This window comes from Solilutibacter silvestris (assembly GCF_050574925.1).
GTDB classification, from domain to species: Bacteria; Pseudomonadota; Gammaproteobacteria; order Xanthomonadales; family Xanthomonadaceae; genus Solilutibacter; species Solilutibacter silvestris_A.
Map to the genome: position 1 here is coordinate 191,699 of NZ_JBCMOO010000003.1, position 16,832 is coordinate 208,530.

The window sequence follows — 16,832 nt, forward strand, 5'->3', positions numbered from 1 at the left end:
CCAGATCCAATCCCAAGGGAGCTTCCGTGAAATTCACCTCGCAAGTCCGCCTGGCCGCTGGCCTGGCCATCGCCACCTGCGCCTTCTCCGCGCAGGCCACCGACGTCACCGGCGCCGGTTCCAGCTTCGTCTACCCGGTCCTGTCGAAGTGGTCGGCCGCCTACGCGCAGTCCACCAACAACAAGATCAACTACCAGTCGATCGGCTCCGGCGGCGGCATCGCCCAGATCAAGGCCGGCACCGTCGATTTCGGCGCCTCCGACAAGCCGCTCACCGCGGCCGAGCTGCGCCAGTTCGGTTTCGTCCAGTTCCCGGTCGTGGTCGGCGGCATCGTGCCGGTCGTGCACATCCCGGGCGTCAAGGCCGGCGCGATGAAGCTTGACGGCGCCGTGCTCGCCGACATCTTCATGGGCAAGATCACCAAGTGGAACGATCCGGCGATCGTCGCCCTCAACGGCGGCCTCGAGCTGCCCGACATGAAGATCACCGTGGTCCACCGTTCCGACGGTTCGGGCACCTCGTTCAACTTCACCAACTACCTGTCCAAGGTCGATGCCGACTGGAAGGGCAAGATCGGCGAAGGCACCACCGTCAACTGGCCGACCGGCATCGGCGGCAAGGGCAACGAAGGCGTCGCCGCCTACGTGAAGCAGGTCAACGGCGGCATCGGCTACGTCGAATACGCCTACGCGCTGCAGAACAAGCTGTCCTTCACCCGCATGAAGAACGCCGCCGGCAACTGGGTGCAGCCGCGCGCCTCGACCTTCTCGGCCGCTGCCGACACCGCCGACTGGAACTCGGCCCCGGACTTCAACGTCATCATGACGAATGCCAAGGGCGGCGAAGCGTGGCCGATCACCGCGACGACCTGGGTGATCATGTACAAGAAGCCGAAGCGCGCCGCGCAGTCCAAGACCGCGATCGATTTCTTCAAGTGGGCGCTGGAGAACGGCCAGTCGCAGGCCGAGTCGCTGGCCTACGTGCCGCTGCCGGATTCGCTGGCCAAGAAGATCGAGGCCTACTGGGCGCAGAACATCAAGTAAGGCCCGCCATTGCCTGCTTGAACCCCGAGGCGCGGTCCGCAAGGTCCGCGCCTTTTTCATGCCTTTCATGACAGTCGACTGACCGCAGTCACCGCATTGTCACAATCCGGCGGTTTCATATCCGGACTCGACCCCACCGGAGTCTCCGATGCGCCCTGCCCTGCGCCTGACCCTTCTCGCCGCCGCCCTCGTGGCCGTGACCGCCTGCAAGCCGAATACTCCGGCCAGTGGCGCCAACGCCCCGGGCAACAACGCCGCGGATTCGGCCGCCAAGGTCCAGGCCGGCGTCACCGGCGCGGGCGCCAGCTTCGTGTATCCGCTGATGTCGAAGTGGGCCGCCGATTACGCCAAGACCAACGGCGGCCGCATCAACTACCAGTCGATCGGCTCCGGCGGCGGCATCGCCCAGATCAAGGCCGGCACCGTGGCCTTCGGTTCTTCCGACAAACCGCTGCCGCCGGAAGAACTCGCGGCTTCCGGCCTCGCCCAGTTCCCCGATGCGATCGGCGGCGTGGTGCCGGTGGTCAATCTCGACGGCGTCGATGCCGGCAAGCTCAAGCTGACCGGCGCACTGCTGGGCGACATCTTCCTCGGCAAGATCACCATGTGGAACGATCCGGCGATCGCCAAGGTCAACGAAGGCGTGGCGTTGCCCGCCGTCAAGATCAACCTGGTGCATCGTTCCGACGGTTCCGGCACCACCTTCAACTTCACCAACTACCTCTCCAAGGTCAATCCGGAGTGGAAAGCCAAGATCGGTGAAGGCACCACGGTCAACTGGACGGGTGGCATCGGCGGAAAGGGCAACGAAGGCGTGTCGGCCTACGTGAAGCAGCTCAAGGGTTCGCTCGGCTACGTCGAACTGTCCTACGCGCTGCAGAACAAGATGGCCCACGTGCAGCTGCAGAACGCGGCCGGCAACTGGGTGCAGCCGAGCGCGGAAACCTTCGCCGCCGCCGCGACCAGCGCGGACTGGAAGAACGCCAAGGACTTCAACCTGGTGATCACCAACGCGCCGGGTGCGCAGGCATGGCCGATCACCGCGACCAACTTCATCCTGATGCAGAAGGCGCCGAAGAATCCCGCCGACCGCAAGGCGGCGCTCGACTTCTTCAAGTGGGCGTTCGAGCACGGCCAGGACCAGGCGAAGGCGCTCGACTACGTGCCGCTGCCGCCGGAACTGGTGCAGCAGATCGAAGCGTACTGGACCGAGAACTTCAAGTAATCGCGAATGAACTCGACCGCAATGAGCGCATCTTCCGCCAGCCCGGCGACGACGGGCAGCCGGGACGTCATCGACGCCCGCAATGACAAACTGTTCCGCTGGCTGCTGACCGCGATGGCGGTGTTCGTGCTGCTGACGCTGGCCGGCGCCGCGCTGTCGATGCTGTGGGGCGGCCGCGCGGTGCTGCAATCGCACGGCGTCGAATTCTTCACCACCACCGAATGGGATCCGCCGGCCGGCAAGTTCGGCGCGCTGGTGCCGATCTACGGCACGATCGTCACCGCCATCATCGCGATGCTGATCGCGGTACCGGTGAGTTTCGGCATCGCCTTCTTCCTCACCGAAGTCGCGCCGCGCAAATTGCGCACGCCGATCGGCCTCGCCATCGAACTGCTTGCCGGCATTCCCTCGATCATCTACGGCATGTGGGGCTTCTTCGTGCTGATGCCGGTGATGCGCGACACCTTCATCCCGTGGATGACCGAGCACATGGGCAACTGGCCGGTCATCGGCGCCCTGTTCCAGGGCCCGCCGATCGGCGCCGGCATGCTGACGGCCGGCTTCGTGCTGTCGATCATGGTGATTCCGTTCATCGCATCGGTGATGCGCGACGTCTTCCTCACCGTGCCGCAGCGCCTGAAGGAATCGGCCTACGCGCTGGGTTCGACCAAGTGGGAAGTGACCTGGGACATCGTCCTGCCCTACACCCGTTCGGCGGTGATCGGCGGCGTCTTCCTCGGCCTCGGTCGCGCGCTGGGCGAAACCATGGCGGTCGCCTTCGTGATCGGCAACAGCGTGAACTTCACCAAGTCGCTGCTGGAACCGTCGACCACGATCGCCGCGCTGATCGCCAACAACTTCGGCGAAGCCGGCGAACAGGAACGCGGCGCGCTGCTGCTGCTCGGCTTCGTGCTGTTCATCGTCACCTTCGTCGTGCTGGCGCTGGCGCGCCTGATGCTGGCGCAGCTGGCCCGCAGGGAGGGCAAGTAATGTCCGCCGTTCTCACCGCGCAGGATCGCGCCCGCCAATCGCTGTATCGCCGCCGCAGCATCGTCAACGTGATCTCGGTCGCGCTGGCCTGCGCCACCGCGGTGTTCGGACTGATCTTCCTCGCCTGGATCCTGTGGACGCTGATCAAGAACGGCATCCCCGGATTGTCGTTCCACCTGTTCACCCAGGACCAGCCACCGCCGGGCGAAACCAGCGGCGGTTTGCGCAACGCCTTCGTCGGCAGCCTGATCATGTGCGGCCTGGCCGTGCTGATCGGCACGCCGATCGGCATCGCCGCAGGCACCTGGCTGGCCGAATACGGCGATCGCAGCAAGCTCGGCACCGCGGTGCGCTTCGTCAACGACATCCTAATGTCGGCGCCCTCGATCGTGCTCGGCCTGTTCGTCTACGCGATGTACGTACTGCAGACCGGCGGCCAGTTCTCGGCGGTCGCTGGTGCGATCGCCCTCGCCTTCATCGTGCTGCCGGTGGTGGTGCGCACCACCGACGAAATGCTGCGCCTGGTGCCAACGCAGATGCGCGAAGCCGCGCTATCGCTGGGCGTGCCGCAGTGGAAGGTGATCATGCAGGTGCTGTACCGCTCGGCCCGCGCCGGCATCGTCACCGGCATCCTGCTGTCGATCGCGCGCATCTCCGGCGAAACCGCGCCGCTGCTATTCACCGCGCTCGGCAACGACTTCTTCACCCTCGACATCTTCCATCCGATGTCGGGCGTGCCGCAGGTGATGTACAAGTTCGCCGGCGCGCCGGACGACAACTGGCAGCACCTTGCCTGGGCGGGTGCGCTGGTGGTGACACTGTTCGTGCTCGCGATCAGCCTCGCGGCGCGCACCTTCCTGTTCCGCAAGAACGTTCCCAATGACTGACTTGAGCCGGATTCCTGACATGAACGACGCCCGATCCACCATCAAGCCAGCCGTGGCGAACGCGACGCAAGCCGCTCCGGCGGCCGCGCCGAAGCTGGCCGCGCGCGATCTCAATTTCTACTACAGCAAGTTCCACGCCCTGAAGAACATCACGCTGGAGATCCCGGAAAAGCGCGTGACCGCGCTGATCGGTCCCTCCGGTTGCGGCAAGTCGACCCTGCTGCGCATCTTCAACCGCATCTATGCGCTGTACCCGGGCCTGGAAGCCAAGGGCGAAGTGCTGCTCGACGGCGAGAACATCCTCGATCCGAAGTACTCGATGAACCGCCTGCGTAGCAAGGTCGGCATGGTGTTCCAGAAGCCGGTGCCGTTCCCGATGACGATCTACGACAACGTGGCCTACGGCATCCGCCACCACGAGAAGCTGTCGAAGTCGGAGATGAACGACCGCGTCGAACTGGCGCTGCGCCAGGGCGCGCTGTGGGACGAAGTGAAGGACAAGCTGACGCAGAACGCGCTCGGCCTCTCCGGCGGCCAGCAACAACGCCTGTGCATCGCGCGCGCAGTCGCACTGCGCCCGGAAGTGCTGCTGCTCGACGAGCCGACCTCGGCCCTCGACCCGATCTCGACCAGCCGCATCGAGCAGCTCGTCGAGGAATTGAAGCAGGACTTCACCATCGCGATCGTGACCCACAACATGCAGCAGGCGGCACGCGTTTCCGACTACACCGCCTTCATGTACCTCGGCGACCTGATCGAGCACGACACCACCTCGAACATCTTCAGCGCGCCGTCGCAGAAGCAGACCGAGGATTACATCACCGGCCGCTTCGGCTGATTACGGGAGAACCGAAATGGCCAGCGAACACGAGCACCACATCCTGAAGAGCATCGACGTCGAACAGCACCGCCTGGAAGGCGAATTGCTGGAGATGGGCGAAATGGCGGTAGCCCAGCTCGAGGCCGCGCTCGACGTGATCGACCGCCGCGATGATCGCGCCGCCGAACGCATCATCGCCAACGACGAAGCCATCGACGCGCTCGAGAACGAGATCAGCCAGGACGTGATGAAGCTCGCGACCGGCGGCCCGCTGGCGCGCGACCTGCGCTACATCCTGACCGCGTTGCGCACCGCCTCCGACATCGAACGCGTCGGCGACTACGCCGCCAACCTCGCCAAGCGTTCGATCGCCCTCAACAAGGCGCCGCCGCTGCCGTTGGCCCACGTCACCGGACTCACTTCGCTCGGGCGCCTGGCCGTGCGCCAGATGCGCGACGTGCTGCGCGCCTACCGCGACAACGATCTCGCGCTGGCGCAACAGGTGCGCGAGAACGACGCCGAGCTCGACCTGCGCTACACCAGCGTGTTCCGCGAACTCCTGACCTACATGATGGAAGATCCGCGCAACATCACGCCGTGCACGCACCTGCTGTTCATGGCCAAGAACCTCGAGCGCATCGGCGACCACGCCACCAACATCGCCGAAGGCATCTGGTACAGCGAGCAGGGCCAGAACAACCCGCTGCCGCCGCGGGTCAAGAAAGACGACTCCAACACCGTCAGCTGACACCCGGGAGGCCGCGCACCGCGGCCTCTTCCGTTTTACACCTCGACAACCTCGCCGGGGTGCGCCAGCTCGACATCGGTGCCGAAGCGCTGGTGCATCTCCGCGGCCAGCGCAGTCCGAGCATCGTCCTCGCCATGGACCAGCAAGGCCTTCGGCCGCGGCTGGAAACCGCCATACCATTCCAGCAGGCCGCTGCGATCGACGTGCGCAGACAGTCCGCCGACGGTGTGCATCTGCGCGTTGACGTGGATTTCCTCGCCGTGGATCCGCACCGACTTCGCGCCGTTCACCAGCCTGCGCCCCAGCGTGTTCTGCGCCTGGTAGCCGACGAAGACGACATGCACTTCGCGGCGGTCGAGTCCGTGCTTGAGGTGATGGAGGATGCGGCCGCCGCTGGCCATGCCGTTGCCGGCGATGATGATGGCACCACTACGAATGCGGTTGATCGCCATCGATTCGTCGACGGATTCGGTGACGTGCAGGTTGGGCAGTCGGAACGGATTGGGCGTGCCCTTCCACACGTCCTGCGCGTCGGCATCGAAGAGTTCGTGGTGGTGGTCGTAGACCTGCACGACTTTCCCCGCCATCGGGCTGTCAAGGAAGATCTGCCAGCGCGACATCTGCCAATCGTCCCAATGGCGCGCGAACCAGTACAGCAATTCCTGGCTGCGCCCGACCGCGAACGCCGGGATCAGCACGTTGCCGCCGTCCTTCCACGCCGCTTCCAGGATGTCGCCGAGTTCGCGGATGGTTTCGGCGCGATCCTTGTGGTCGCGATCGCCATAAGTGCTTTCCATCAGCAGGAGATCGGCGGTTTGCGGATTCTCCGCATCGCGGATGATCGGCGTGCCCTTCGGGCCGAGGTCTCCGGAGAACACCAGCTTGCGACCGTCCGCGAACACTTCGACGATACACGAGCCGAGGATGTGGCCGGCATCGAGCAGGTTGATCTCGATGCCCGGCAGGATCTGGGTGCGCTGGTGGTAGTCGAGGGTGCGGATCAGCGGCAGGGTCTTCTGCACGTCCTCGCGGGTGTACAGCGGCACGACTTCGGGTTCGCCGTCGCGGCGATGGCGATTGGCGCGTTCGGCATCGCTTTCCTGCAGCGACGCCGCGTCCATCAGCATGATCGGCATCAGTTCGGCGGTCGCGGCCTGGGCATGGATCGGCCCCTTGTATCCGCGCGCCACCAGCAGGGGCAGGCGACCGATGTGATCGATGTGGGCATGGCTGATCACCACCGCCTCGATGCCGGCGACATCGAAGCCGAATGGCGCGAGGTTGAGCGCCTCCTCCGCGTCCGAGCCCTGGATCATCCCGCAGTCGAGCAGGATCCGGTGCCCGGCCGCCTCGACCACGTGCAGGGAGCCGGTCACCCGGTCGGCAGCGCCTTCGAACCGTACTTTCATCCCCATCCTCGCGTCGTCATCGGGCTGGCTGACGCTAGCACGGCCGCCATGGTCAGCGCGTCGCAGTCGCGTGACCCGACCAGGCGACCATGACTTTCCACACCCTTCCGACCATGACGTTCGGCCTATAGTCGACGGTCGACTCCACTGCCAATGACGGCCCCTACATGAAGCGCATCCGTCCCACCCTGCTTGCCCTTGCCCTGTTGCCGTCGCTGGCCCTGGCGCAATCCACGGCGTCGGTCTACGACGTCAACGATCTCGACCGCTCCGTCTCCGCCTGCCAGGACTTCAATGCCTTCGCCAACGGCAAGTGGGTCAAGGCGAATCCGATTCCGTCCGACAAGACCCGCTGGGGCGCTTTCGACGCATTGCGCGAACAGAGCCTCAACGCCCAGCACGACATCCTCAACAAGGCCGCGGGCGGCGCCGACCAGGCCAAGGCCGGTTCGGTGGAACAGAAGATCGGCTGGCTGTACCGCAGCGGCATGGATTCGGCCGCCATCGAGAAGGCCGGCTACAACCCGATCAAGCCCGAGCTCGCCGCCATCGCCAAGCTGAAAACCCCGGCCGATATCGCCGCATGGCTGGGCAAGGCCACCGAACGCGGTGCCGGCCAGGTCTTCCGCTTCGGTTCCGGCGCCGACTTCAAGGACGCCAGCAACCAGATCGCCTTCGCCGGACAGGGTGGCCTCGGCCTGCCCACGCCCGACTACTACACCAAGGATGAGTACGCTTCGCTGCGCACCGCCTATCGCGACCACCTGGCCAAGCTGTTCACGATGACCGGCACCAAGGCCGCCGACGCGACCCGCAAGGCCGACAACGTGCTCGCCTTCGAAACGCGCCTGGCCAAGGCGTCGCTGTCGCGCGTCGAATTGCGCGATCCCAAGAACCAGTACCACTTCGTCACCCTCGCCGAAGCCAACCAGATCACGCCGCACTTCAAGTGGGACGCGTTCTTCAAGGCCATCGATGTCAAGCCGGGCAAGGGCTTCTCGCTGTCGCAGCCGAAGTTCTTCGCCGAATTCGACAAGATGCTGACCGATGTGCCGGCCGCGGAATGGCGCGACTATCTCGCCGCGCACGTGATCGACGGTGCATCGTCGTCGCTGACGGAAGCCTTCCAGAACGAACGCTTCGACTTCTACGGCAAGACGCTCAACGGCCAGCCGGAACAGGAAGTGCGCTGGAAGCGCGTGGTCGGCTCGGTCAACGGCGCGATGGGCGAAGGCCTCGGCCAGCTCTACGTCAAGGATTATTTCCCGCCGGATGCCAAGGCCCGCGCCCAGGTGCTGGTGGACAACGTGCGCAATGCCCTCAAGTCGCGCATCGAACACCTCGACTGGATGAGCGATACCACCAAGGCCAAGGCGATCGCCAAGTGGTCGACCTTCCTGCCCAAGATCGGTTATCCCGACCACTGGCGCAGCTGGGACGACCTCAAGATCCAGCCGAACGACTTCTTCGCCAACATGCGTGCCGCCCGCGCCTTCAACCAGCGCTGGGAACTCGACCACATCGGCCAGAAGACCGATCGCCTCGAATGGGGCATGACGCCGCAGACCGTCAACGCCTATTACAACCCCACCGACAACACCATCAACTTCCCGGCCGCGATCCTGCAGCCGCCGTTCTTCTATGCCAATGGCGACGACGCCATCAACTACGGCGGCATCGGCGCGGTGATCGGCCACGAAGCCGGCCACGGCTTCGACGACCAGGGCAGCCAGTTCGACGGCGCGGGCAACAATGCCAACTGGTGGACCGCCGAAGACCGCAAGCGCTTCGATGAACGCACCGCCCTGCTCGGCGCGCAGTTCGACGCCTATGCGCCGATTCCCTCGATGCCCGACAAGCACGTCAACGGCAAGCTGACGATGGGCGAGAACATCGGCGACCTCGGCGGCCTCAACTTCGCCTACGACGCACTGCAGGCGGCCACCGCCGGCAAGCCCGATCCGATGATCGACGGCCTGACTCGCGACCAGCGCTTCTTCCTCAACTGGGCGCGCGTGTGGCGCGGCAACATCCGCGACAAGGCGGCGTTGGTGCTGCTGAATTCGGATCCGCACGCACCGGCGCAGTTCCGCGCGATCGCCGCGCCCAGCAACATGCCGGCATTCGCCAAGGCCTTCCAGTGCAAGGATGGCGACGCGATGGTGCGTTCCGGCGACAAGCGCGTGCAGATCTGGTAATCGCGCACTGCAACCAAGCAATGCGACAAGGCCCGGCATCGCCGGGCCTTGTCGTTTCCGGGCCCGGTCACTTCTTTGTCAGGAGCCGTCCGGCTCCGGTTGCTAGACTTGGCGGATAGTCCCTCGGAACCCGCACGATGACCCGACGCCCGCTCGTCCTTGCCCTCGCCGCCCTCATCGCCACCACGCCCATCGGCGCCATGGCCGCCAAGAAGAAGGCGGCACCGAAGAAGGCAACCAAGGCCGAAGCCGTCACGGCGGATTGCGCGGACTACTACGGCAACGTCAACAAATCGTGGCTGGCCACCAACCCGGCGCCGGCCGCCAATGGCGCCACCAGCGCCTTCGCCCAGCTCGATGCGCGCGCGGTGCAACAGCAACGCGACCTGCTCGACGCCGCGATGAGCGGTCCGCAGAACAACGTGCAGAAGCTGCTCGGCGATTTCTGGGCCAGCGGCCTCGACGAAGCCGCGGTGGAAGCCGACGGCTCCAAGCCGATCGCGCCGCTGCTCGCGCGCATCGACGGCATCCGCCGTTCCGGCGATGTCGCCGCATCGATCGCCGCGCTGCACCAGGTCGGCATCCCGGTGGCCTTCAACTTCGCCGCCGACATCGACCTCGACGATCTCAACCGCCACATCGGCTACTTCAGCCAGGGCGGACTCGGCCTCGGCGATCCCGGGTTCTACACGCGCCAGGATCCCGACATCAACGCGATCATGGTCCGCTACCGCAAGTACGTCGAGAACATCCTCACCTTGACCGGCAGCAAGCCCGACAAGCTGGCGCAGGACCTCGACATGGTGATCGGCCTGGAAACACGGTTGGCGCAACTGTCGCGTCCGTTCAAGGTCAATGCCGATCCGCGCGCCGATTTCAACGCCGTGCCGGTGGCATCGCTGGCGGCGTACCGCAACCTGCAACTCGCGGACTTCCTCAAGGCGCAGGGCGTGAGCGACGACCGCGTCTCGATGGCCGATCCCAACTATTTCACCCAGCTCGACGCGCTGGTGAAATCGGTGCCGGCCAACCAGTGGAAGACCTACCTGCGCTACCAGGTTGGCAATGCGATGGCGCCATATCTTTCGCACAGCTTCCGCGACGCCGAACAGCAATTCCGCGGCGTGGTCTTCCGCAACGAAGCCGCCGCACCGCCGCGCTGGCAACAGGTGCTGGACGCGATCAACACTGCCGCAGGCCCGATGCTCGGCCACGAATACACCGCGCGCTACCTGCCCGCCGCGAGCAAGCAACGCGCCGATGCCATCGCCCAGGAAATCCGCCAGGCGCTCGACGCCGACGTGCAGGCATCGACGTGGATGAGCGCCACCGCCAAGGCCGAAGCGCACGCCAAGATCGCCGCGCTGAAGATCGAAATCGGCGCGCCTGCGCGCGATCTCGACTACACCATCCAGCCGATGGGCCGCGGCAGCTTTGGCAGCAATATGCTGATCGCGTCGACATGGCGCCACAGCCAGGAAATGAAGCGCATCGGAAAGGGCAATGCCGACCGCCGCTGGAACGTGCTGCCGCAGTCGCCAGCGCTGGGCTACGACCCGGCACAGAACCGCGTCATCGTCACTGCGGCGATGCTGCAGTCGCCGGTGCTCGACATGTCGCAACCCAATGGCGCGCTGTACGGCAGCTTTGGTGCGCTCACCGCGCGCGCAATGGCGCGCGCCATCGACATCCACGGCCAGCAGGTCGACGCCAAGGGCGCACTGCGCAGTTGGTGGACCCCGACCGACACCAGCGCATGGAACGATCGCCTCGCCCGCATGGGCAGCCAGGCCAACGGCTGGGCCTATCCCGGCCTGACCGGCAAGATGGTGAACGGTCAGCTGGTGCGCGACCAGTCGCTGCTCGACCTCGCCGGACTCGATGCCGCCTGGGGCGCGCTGGGCAAGGGCCAGGCGGTCGCCGCCGCCGATGCCACCGCGTTCTTCGCCGGTTGGGCGCGGCTGTGGCCGCAGCAATCCGGCCCGCAGGCCGCGGCCATCGACCAGGCATCCAGTCCTTACGCGCCCGGCAAGTGGCGCGTCAACGGCATGCTGGCGTCGATGCCGGAATTCGCGCAGACGTATCGCTGCAAGGCCGGACAGCCGATGGCATTGACGCCGGCTGCGATCGTCCAGCCCTGGAAGTGATTGCTACATGACCCGGCGGAGTTGCGGCGGCTTGCGTCCGCCGCGACCGAACGGCGGCTGGCCGCGCCAGTAACGCAAGATCAGCCAGCCGGTGAGCATGCCGCCGAGGTGCGCGAAATGCGCCACGCCCGGCATGAATCCGGTCATCCCCGAGAACAGCGAGAGCGCGCCGATCAGGAACACGCCGACGCGCGCGGGGATGAAGAACGGAATCGGGAAGATCATCAGCTTCTGGTTCGGGAACAGCATGCCGTAGGCGAGGATCAGGCCGAGCACGCCGCCCGATGCACCCACGGTCGGATAACCGCGCACGCCTTCGTGCGTCATCCAGGCACCGACCGCGAGCTGGCACAATCCGGCGCCGATCACGCAGGCGAGATAGAAGAAGGTGAAACGGCGGGTACGCCAGGTGTATTCCAGCGGCGCGCCGAACATCACCAGGGCCAGCATGTTGAAGAACAGGTGCATCCAGCCGCCGTGCATGAATCCATAGGTCAGCAATTGCCATGGCATGAAGCCGCTACCCAGCGGCCACAGTTCGAAGGCATCGAACACGGCGGGCGGGAGCGCCAATTGCCCCAGGAAAATCACCACGTTGGCGATGGCAAGTGCTTTGGTGGCGGGTGGCAGGTTGTTGAACATGACGGCTCCGTGGGCGTGCCCCGATATGATACGGATGTGCCCCGCCTGTCGACCGTCAACGCCCATTCCAATACGATGGCCGACGCCATCGCCGATGCGCTGTGCAATGGCGGCGCCTGCGTGATCGATGGACTGTTCGCCGATCTCGCGGACGACCTTGCAGCCGAAGCACGAAGCCTCCAGCAACGCGACGCGTTGCAGTCCGCGCGCATCGGTCGTGGCGCATCCCGCCAGGGCGATGCCTCCGTGCGCGGCGACAGCACCTTGTGGCTGGACGATCCCGCCTGCATCGCCGGCCCGCGCCTGCTGCAACGCCTGGACACGCTTGCCGACGGATTGCGCGAATCGCTGCGCCTGCCGATCCGATCGGTGGAAGCGCATTACGCGCACTACCCCGTCGGGGCCAGCTATGCGCGCCATCGCGACCGTTTCCGCGACAGCGGCTCGCGGCTGGTGTCGTGGGTCGGTTATCTCAATCGCGACTGGCGCGCGGAGGATGGCGGTGAACTGCGCATCCATTTCGATGACGGGTCGCGCGAGGATGTCCTGCCGATGTTCGGGACGTCGGTGTGTTTTCTCAGCGAGCTCGAACACGAGGTGCTGCCGGCACGGCGCGATCGCTACAGCATTGCCGCCTGGTTCCGCCGCGACTGAATCGCGTCAGCGCGGTCCCCACAAGGCTTCGTCCTCGCTGCGCACCGCACGCGCGCCGCGCACCCGGCCGGACTCCACCTTCACGCCTTCGGCCTTCAAGCGGCGACTCTGCTCGAGATACCCCTTCGAACGCTCGGGAAAGGCGATGCGCCCGTCGCTGCGCAGCACCCGATGCCACGGCAACGCGGCGTCATCATTCTCGGACAGGATCCGCGCCACCAGTCGCGCGCGTCCGGGAAGACCCGCAAGTCGCGCCACTTCGCCATAGCCACGCACCTGGCCGCGCGGGATCGCGCGAATCGCGGCGAGAATGGCGGAGCGGGCATCGTCCATGGCCACAGGATACCCGCACCCACGCCCGCCACGGCCCCGCAACGGCGCCCTGCTAAGATCCCTGAATGCTGAATTTCATCATCGTCGCCGTGCTGATCGTGTTCAACGCCTTCTTCGCGATGTCCGAGATCGCGGTGGTGACTTCGCGCAAGAGCCGCCTGAAAACGATGGCCGTGCACAACAGCGGCGCGGCCAAGGCGCTCGAACTCGCGGAAGCGCCCGACTCCTTCCTCTCCGCCGTCCAGCTGTGGATCTCGCTGTTGAGCCTGATGGTCGGCTATTTCGGTGGCGAATCGATCGGCCAGCAGATCGCAGTGCCGCTGCACGACCTTCCATTGCTCGCGCCCTACGCCGACAGGATCGGTTTCGTACTCGGCTTCATCGCCACCTTGTTCGTGTTCGGCCTGCTGGGCGAACTGGTGCCCAAACGCGTGGCCACCATCGCACCGGAACGCATCGCCTCCGTGGTCGCATGGCCGATGGTGATCTGCTCGCGCATCGCGATGCCGCTGGTGTGGCTGCTGTCGGCCTGCACCCGGGCCATCGTCCGCATGCTCGGACTGTCGAACGCCGGCGACCAGGCGATCACCGAAGAGGAAATCCAGATCCTCGTCAGCGAAGGCCACGAACAGGGCGTGATCGACGACGACGAACGCAACATGATGACGCGGGTGATGCGTCTCGGCGATCGCACCGCCGAAAGCCTGATGACGCCGCGCACGCGCATCGTCTGGCTCGACGCCGAAGCCAGCGTCGTCGAGAACCTCGCGGTGATGCGCGAGGAAGCGTTCTCGCGCTACCCGGTCTATCGCGGCAGTGACGCCGACGTGCTCGGCACGCTCGAAGTGAAATCGCTGCTCGACAACCTTGGCGAAGAGACCCCGGCGCTATTCGACGAATTGCGCGAAAGCCTGTTCGTCAGCGAATCGACCCACGCGATCAAGCTGCTGGAGATCTTCCGCGAGGAACAGCAGTCGCTGGCGCTGGTGGTCGACGAATACGGCGACGTCACCGGCATGGTCACCATCAGCGACGTGATGGGCGCGATCACCGGCCGCCTGCAATCGGCCGAACACGCCGACGACGAACCGCTGGTGGTCACGCGCGAGGACGGCTCGCTGCTCGTCGATGGCAGCCTGCCGGTCGACGAATTGCGCGAACTCACCGGCAGCATGCGCCTGCCGCACGAAGACGAGCTGGATTACCACACCGCCGCCGGCATGCTGATCGCGCATTTCGGCCGCATCCCGCACGTCGGCGAACATTTCGACTGGAACGGCTGGCGTTTCGAAGTCATGGACCTTGACGGCCCGCGCATCGACAAACTGCTGGTGCAGCGCGTGACCGAGCCGACGGATGCGCAGGATGCCTGAGTCGCAGCGCGGCGCGACGAACGAACGCGGCACGCGCGCATTGCTGAATTCGCTAGCGAACGATGCCTCGCGTGACACCCTGACGCTGCGCGGCATCCTCGACGACTTCGACGAACGTGGCTTCGGCATCCTGCTGCTGATCGCCACCCTGCCCGCCTTCATCCCGATTCCGGTCGGCGGCGCCATCAGCGGACCACTGGTGATGTTCCTCGGCGCGCAACTCCTGTTCGGGCGCGAGGATGTCTGGCTGCCGCGACGCATCGCCGACTGGGGTCCGAAGCGCGACGCGTTCGCGCGCTTTGTCGCGCGCATCTCTCCCTGGCTAGGGCGCCTCGAACACCTGATCCGCCCGCGCATCGGCTGGTTGTTCGAACATCCGCTGACGATGGCGATCAGCGGCCTGGTGCTGGTGGTGACCGGTGGGCTGCTGGCGCTGCCGATTCCGGCGACCAATTACCTGTTCGGCGGCTTGCTGCTGATGTTCGCGCTGGCGTTGCTGGAACAGGACGGCGTGCTGCTGGTGATCGCGTGGATCGCCGCGATCGTCGTCGCGGTCATGGTCGGCCTGCTGTCCGGCCATCTCCTCGCCAATGTCGGCGAGTGGCTGCAATCGCTGCAGAGCTGGTGGAACGCGCGATCACTTTCCTGACGCGAGTCGCGCCATCCGCTGCGCATCGGCGAGCACGCCGCGCAGCAATCGCACTTCACGCGTGCTGAGGTCGGCGCGCAGGAAGATCCGTCGCAGCTTGCGCAATGCCGATTCCGGCGCACGGCCCTTGTGGAAGTCGATCGCTTCCAGCGTCTCGTCCAGCTGCGCGAAGAAGCCTTCCAGCTCGGCGTGCGTGGTCGGTTGGTCGCGCGGATCGCCGTCTTCATCCCCCAATGCGACGCGAGTCCCTTCCAGCAGCGTCTCGCGCACGGCATAGGCGAGCACCTGCACCGCTGCTGCGAGGTTGAGCGAGCTGAACTCGGGGTCGGAGGGAATGTGCACGGCAGCGTGGCAGAGCTGCAGCTCCTCGTTGGTCAGGCCGGTACGTTCGCGCCCGAACACCAGCGCGACTTCCCCACCTGCCTTGGCCGCATCCACCAAGCGTGCGCTGCCCTCGCGCGGCGCCAGCTCCTCCAGCGCGATGCGACGGCTGCGCGCGGTGCAGCCGAGCACCAGGCTGCAATCGGCCACGGCCTCGGCCAGGGTGGCGTGCACCGGCGCATCCAGCACCAGCGCCTCGGCGCCGGCGGCCATCGCCAGGGTGTCGCGGTCCGGCGCCTTTTCCGGCGCGACCAGCACCATGCGGGTCAAGCCCATGGTGCGCATGGCGCGGGCCGCGGACCCGAGATTGCCCGGGTGCTGGGTGCCGACGAGGACGATGCGAATGCGGTCGGCGGGGCCGGCTTTGACGGGCGCCTTGATGGGCAATTCTGCTGATTCCATCGTCGAATGGTAAACTGCCCGACCGGCCACGGAGCCGGTCCCGTTCTTTCCAATTCCAGCCGAGGCTTTCCCGCGATGCAAAAACCCGCGGTCACCATCATGGTCAAGGCGGCGCGTGCCGCCGGCAACATCCTGTTGCGCAATCTCAATCGGCTGGAATCGATCAATGTGGTCGAGAAGGCTCGCCAGGACTATGCCAGCGACGTCGATCGCGACGCCGAAGACGCGGCCGTGCGCGAACTGCGCCGCGCCATGCCCGACGTCGGCGTGCTCGGCGAGGAATCCGGCCAGTCCGGCAACACCCGCACCACCTGGGTGATCGATCCGCTCGACGGCACCAGCAACTACATCCGCGGCCTGCCCCACTACTGCGTCTCGATCGCGATGGTCGAGAACGGCGAGCCGGTCCACGGGGTGATCTACGATCCGATCCGCAACGAACTGTTCACCGCCAGCAAGGGCAGCGGCGCGTTGCTCAACGGCGTGCGCATCCGTGTCGCCGATCGCAAGGACCTGACGGGCTCGGTGCTCGCCACCGGTTTCGCCCCGCGCGAGCGCGAACGCCTCAGCGCGCAACTGCGTTGCACCGACTTGCTGCTGACCGAACATGGCGGCGAAGACATCCGCCGCGCCGGTTCAGCGGCGCTCGATCTCGCCTACGTGGCTTGCGGTCGCGTCGACGGCTACTTCGAAGCCGGCGTGAAGCCTTGGGACATCGCCGCCGGCGTGCTGCTGGTGCGCGAGGCCGGTGGCCGCGTGATCGCCGCCGATGGCGGGGCAACCGGCCCGCTCGATTCGCGCGGCATCGCACCGCGCATGGTGATCGCCGGCAACCTCAAGCTCAGCGATGCGCTGCAGAAGGTCGTGGTGAGTTCGGGCTACGCCGCCAGCTTGCGCGGCTGACCCTTCGCCTCATCGCTGCAAACAAAAA

16 protein-coding genes are annotated in these 16,832 nt (G+C 65.9%); 12 read left to right on the top strand and 4 right to left on the bottom strand.

Annotated elements, in window-relative coordinates; translation table 11 throughout:
- The first annotated feature begins 26 nt into the window (after positions 1-26).
- From pstS (ABE093_RS07630) to phoU, 6 genes are all read left to right on the top strand, one after another.
- The gene (gene pstS / locus ABE093_RS07630; protein ID WP_430760286.1) at positions 27-1,043 is read left to right on the top strand and encodes a phosphate ABC transporter substrate-binding protein PstS; all 1,017 of its coding nucleotides are present in this window, start codon (positions 27-29) and stop codon (positions 1,041-1,043) included.
- A gap of 148 nt (positions 1,044-1,191) precedes the next feature.
- Positions 1,192-2,268: a phosphate ABC transporter substrate-binding protein PstS gene (gene pstS, locus ABE093_RS07635; protein WP_430760287.1), complete on the top strand. Its 1,077-nt coding sequence runs from the start codon at positions 1,192-1,194 to the stop codon at positions 2,266-2,268.
- Positions 2,269-2,274: 6 nt separating this feature from the next.
- Complete coding sequence (gene pstC / locus ABE093_RS07640; RefSeq protein ID WP_430760288.1) at positions 2,275-3,258, top strand: phosphate ABC transporter permease subunit PstC; 984 nt, start codon at positions 2,275-2,277, stop codon at positions 3,256-3,258.
- The gene (gene pstA / locus ABE093_RS07645) at positions 3,258-4,145 is read left to right on the top strand and encodes a phosphate ABC transporter permease PstA (protein WP_430760289.1); all 888 of its coding nucleotides are present in this window, start codon (positions 3,258-3,260) and stop codon (positions 4,143-4,145) included. The genes pstC and pstA overlap by 1 nt, the downstream gene beginning before the upstream one ends.
- Positions 4,146-4,164: 19 nt before the next feature.
- Positions 4,165-4,983 carry a phosphate ABC transporter ATP-binding protein PstB gene (gene pstB / locus ABE093_RS07650; protein WP_430760290.1) on the top strand — a complete coding sequence of 273 codons (819 nt, stop codon included), beginning with the start codon at positions 4,165-4,167 and terminating at the stop codon, positions 4,981-4,983.
- A gap of 16 nt (positions 4,984-4,999) precedes the next feature.
- Positions 5,000-5,713: a phosphate signaling complex protein PhoU gene (gene phoU / locus ABE093_RS07655; protein ID WP_430760291.1), complete on the top strand. Its 714-nt coding sequence runs from the start codon at positions 5,000-5,002 to the stop codon at positions 5,711-5,713.
- Between the two features lie 35 nt (positions 5,714-5,748).
- On the opposite strand, the gene ABE093_RS07660 is transcribed toward phoU, so the two are convergent.
- Positions 5,749-7,122 (bottom strand): MBL fold metallo-hydrolase RNA specificity domain-containing protein, encoded by a 1,374-nt coding sequence (locus ABE093_RS07660; protein ID WP_430760292.1) that lies wholly within the window; start codon positions 7,120-7,122, stop codon positions 5,749-5,751.
- Between the two features lie 167 nt (positions 7,123-7,289).
- On the opposite strand from ABE093_RS07660, the gene ABE093_RS07665 reads away from it, so the two are divergent.
- Entirely contained in the window at positions 7,290-9,320 is a 2,031-nt protein-coding gene (locus tag ABE093_RS07665; RefSeq protein ID WP_430760293.1) for a M13 family metallopeptidase, read from the top strand.
- A 137-nt stretch (positions 9,321-9,457) separates the two neighbouring features.
- Positions 9,458-11,467, top strand: a complete 2,010-nt coding sequence (locus ABE093_RS07670) for a M13-type metalloendopeptidase (protein WP_430760294.1) — start codon at positions 9,458-9,460, stop codon at positions 11,465-11,467.
- 3 nt (positions 11,468-11,470) lie between these two features.
- Here ABE093_RS07670 and ABE093_RS07675 read toward each other — a convergent pair whose 3' ends face one another.
- Entirely contained in the window at positions 11,471-12,109 is a 639-nt protein-coding gene (locus tag ABE093_RS07675; RefSeq protein ID WP_430760295.1) for a rhomboid family intramembrane serine protease, read from the bottom strand.
- A gap of 75 nt (positions 12,110-12,184) precedes the next feature.
- Here ABE093_RS07675 and ABE093_RS07680 point away from each other — a divergent pair, with 75 nt between their 5' ends.
- Positions 12,185-12,763, top strand: a complete 579-nt coding sequence (locus ABE093_RS07680) for a 2OG-Fe(II) oxygenase (RefSeq protein ID WP_430760296.1) — start codon at positions 12,185-12,187, stop codon at positions 12,761-12,763.
- A 6-nt stretch (positions 12,764-12,769) separates the two neighbouring features.
- On the opposite strand, the gene ABE093_RS07685 is transcribed toward ABE093_RS07680, so the two are convergent.
- A complete protein-coding gene (locus ABE093_RS07685) occupies positions 12,770-13,096 on the bottom strand; it encodes an MGMT family protein (RefSeq protein ID WP_430760297.1) in 327 nt (108 codons plus the stop codon).
- A 65-nt stretch (positions 13,097-13,161) separates the two neighbouring features.
- Between ABE093_RS07685 and ABE093_RS07690 the strand changes: the two genes are divergently transcribed.
- Both ABE093_RS07690 and ABE093_RS07695 read left to right on the top strand, forming a co-directional pair.
- Positions 13,162-14,469 (top strand): hemolysin family protein, encoded by a 1,308-nt coding sequence (locus ABE093_RS07690; protein WP_430760298.1) that lies wholly within the window; start codon positions 13,162-13,164, stop codon positions 14,467-14,469.
- The gene (locus ABE093_RS07695) at positions 14,462-15,118 is read left to right on the top strand and encodes an exopolysaccharide biosynthesis protein (RefSeq protein WP_430760299.1); all 657 of its coding nucleotides are present in this window, start codon (positions 14,462-14,464) and stop codon (positions 15,116-15,118) included. The genes ABE093_RS07690 and ABE093_RS07695 overlap by 8 nt, the downstream gene beginning before the upstream one ends.
- Here ABE093_RS07695 and ABE093_RS07700 read toward each other — a convergent pair.
- A complete protein-coding gene (locus tag ABE093_RS07700) occupies positions 15,107-15,901 on the bottom strand; it encodes an RNA methyltransferase (protein ID WP_430760300.1) in 795 nt (264 codons plus the stop codon). The two genes, ABE093_RS07695 and ABE093_RS07700, sit on opposite strands and share 12 nt — an antisense overlap.
- Before the next feature lie 75 nt (positions 15,902-15,976).
- Between ABE093_RS07700 and ABE093_RS07705 the strand changes: the two genes are divergently transcribed.
- On the top strand, positions 15,977-16,804 hold the full coding sequence (locus ABE093_RS07705) for an inositol monophosphatase family protein (protein WP_430760301.1): 828 nt from the start codon (positions 15,977-15,979) through the stop codon (positions 16,802-16,804).
- The last annotated feature ends 28 nt before the right edge of the window (positions 16,805-16,832 follow it).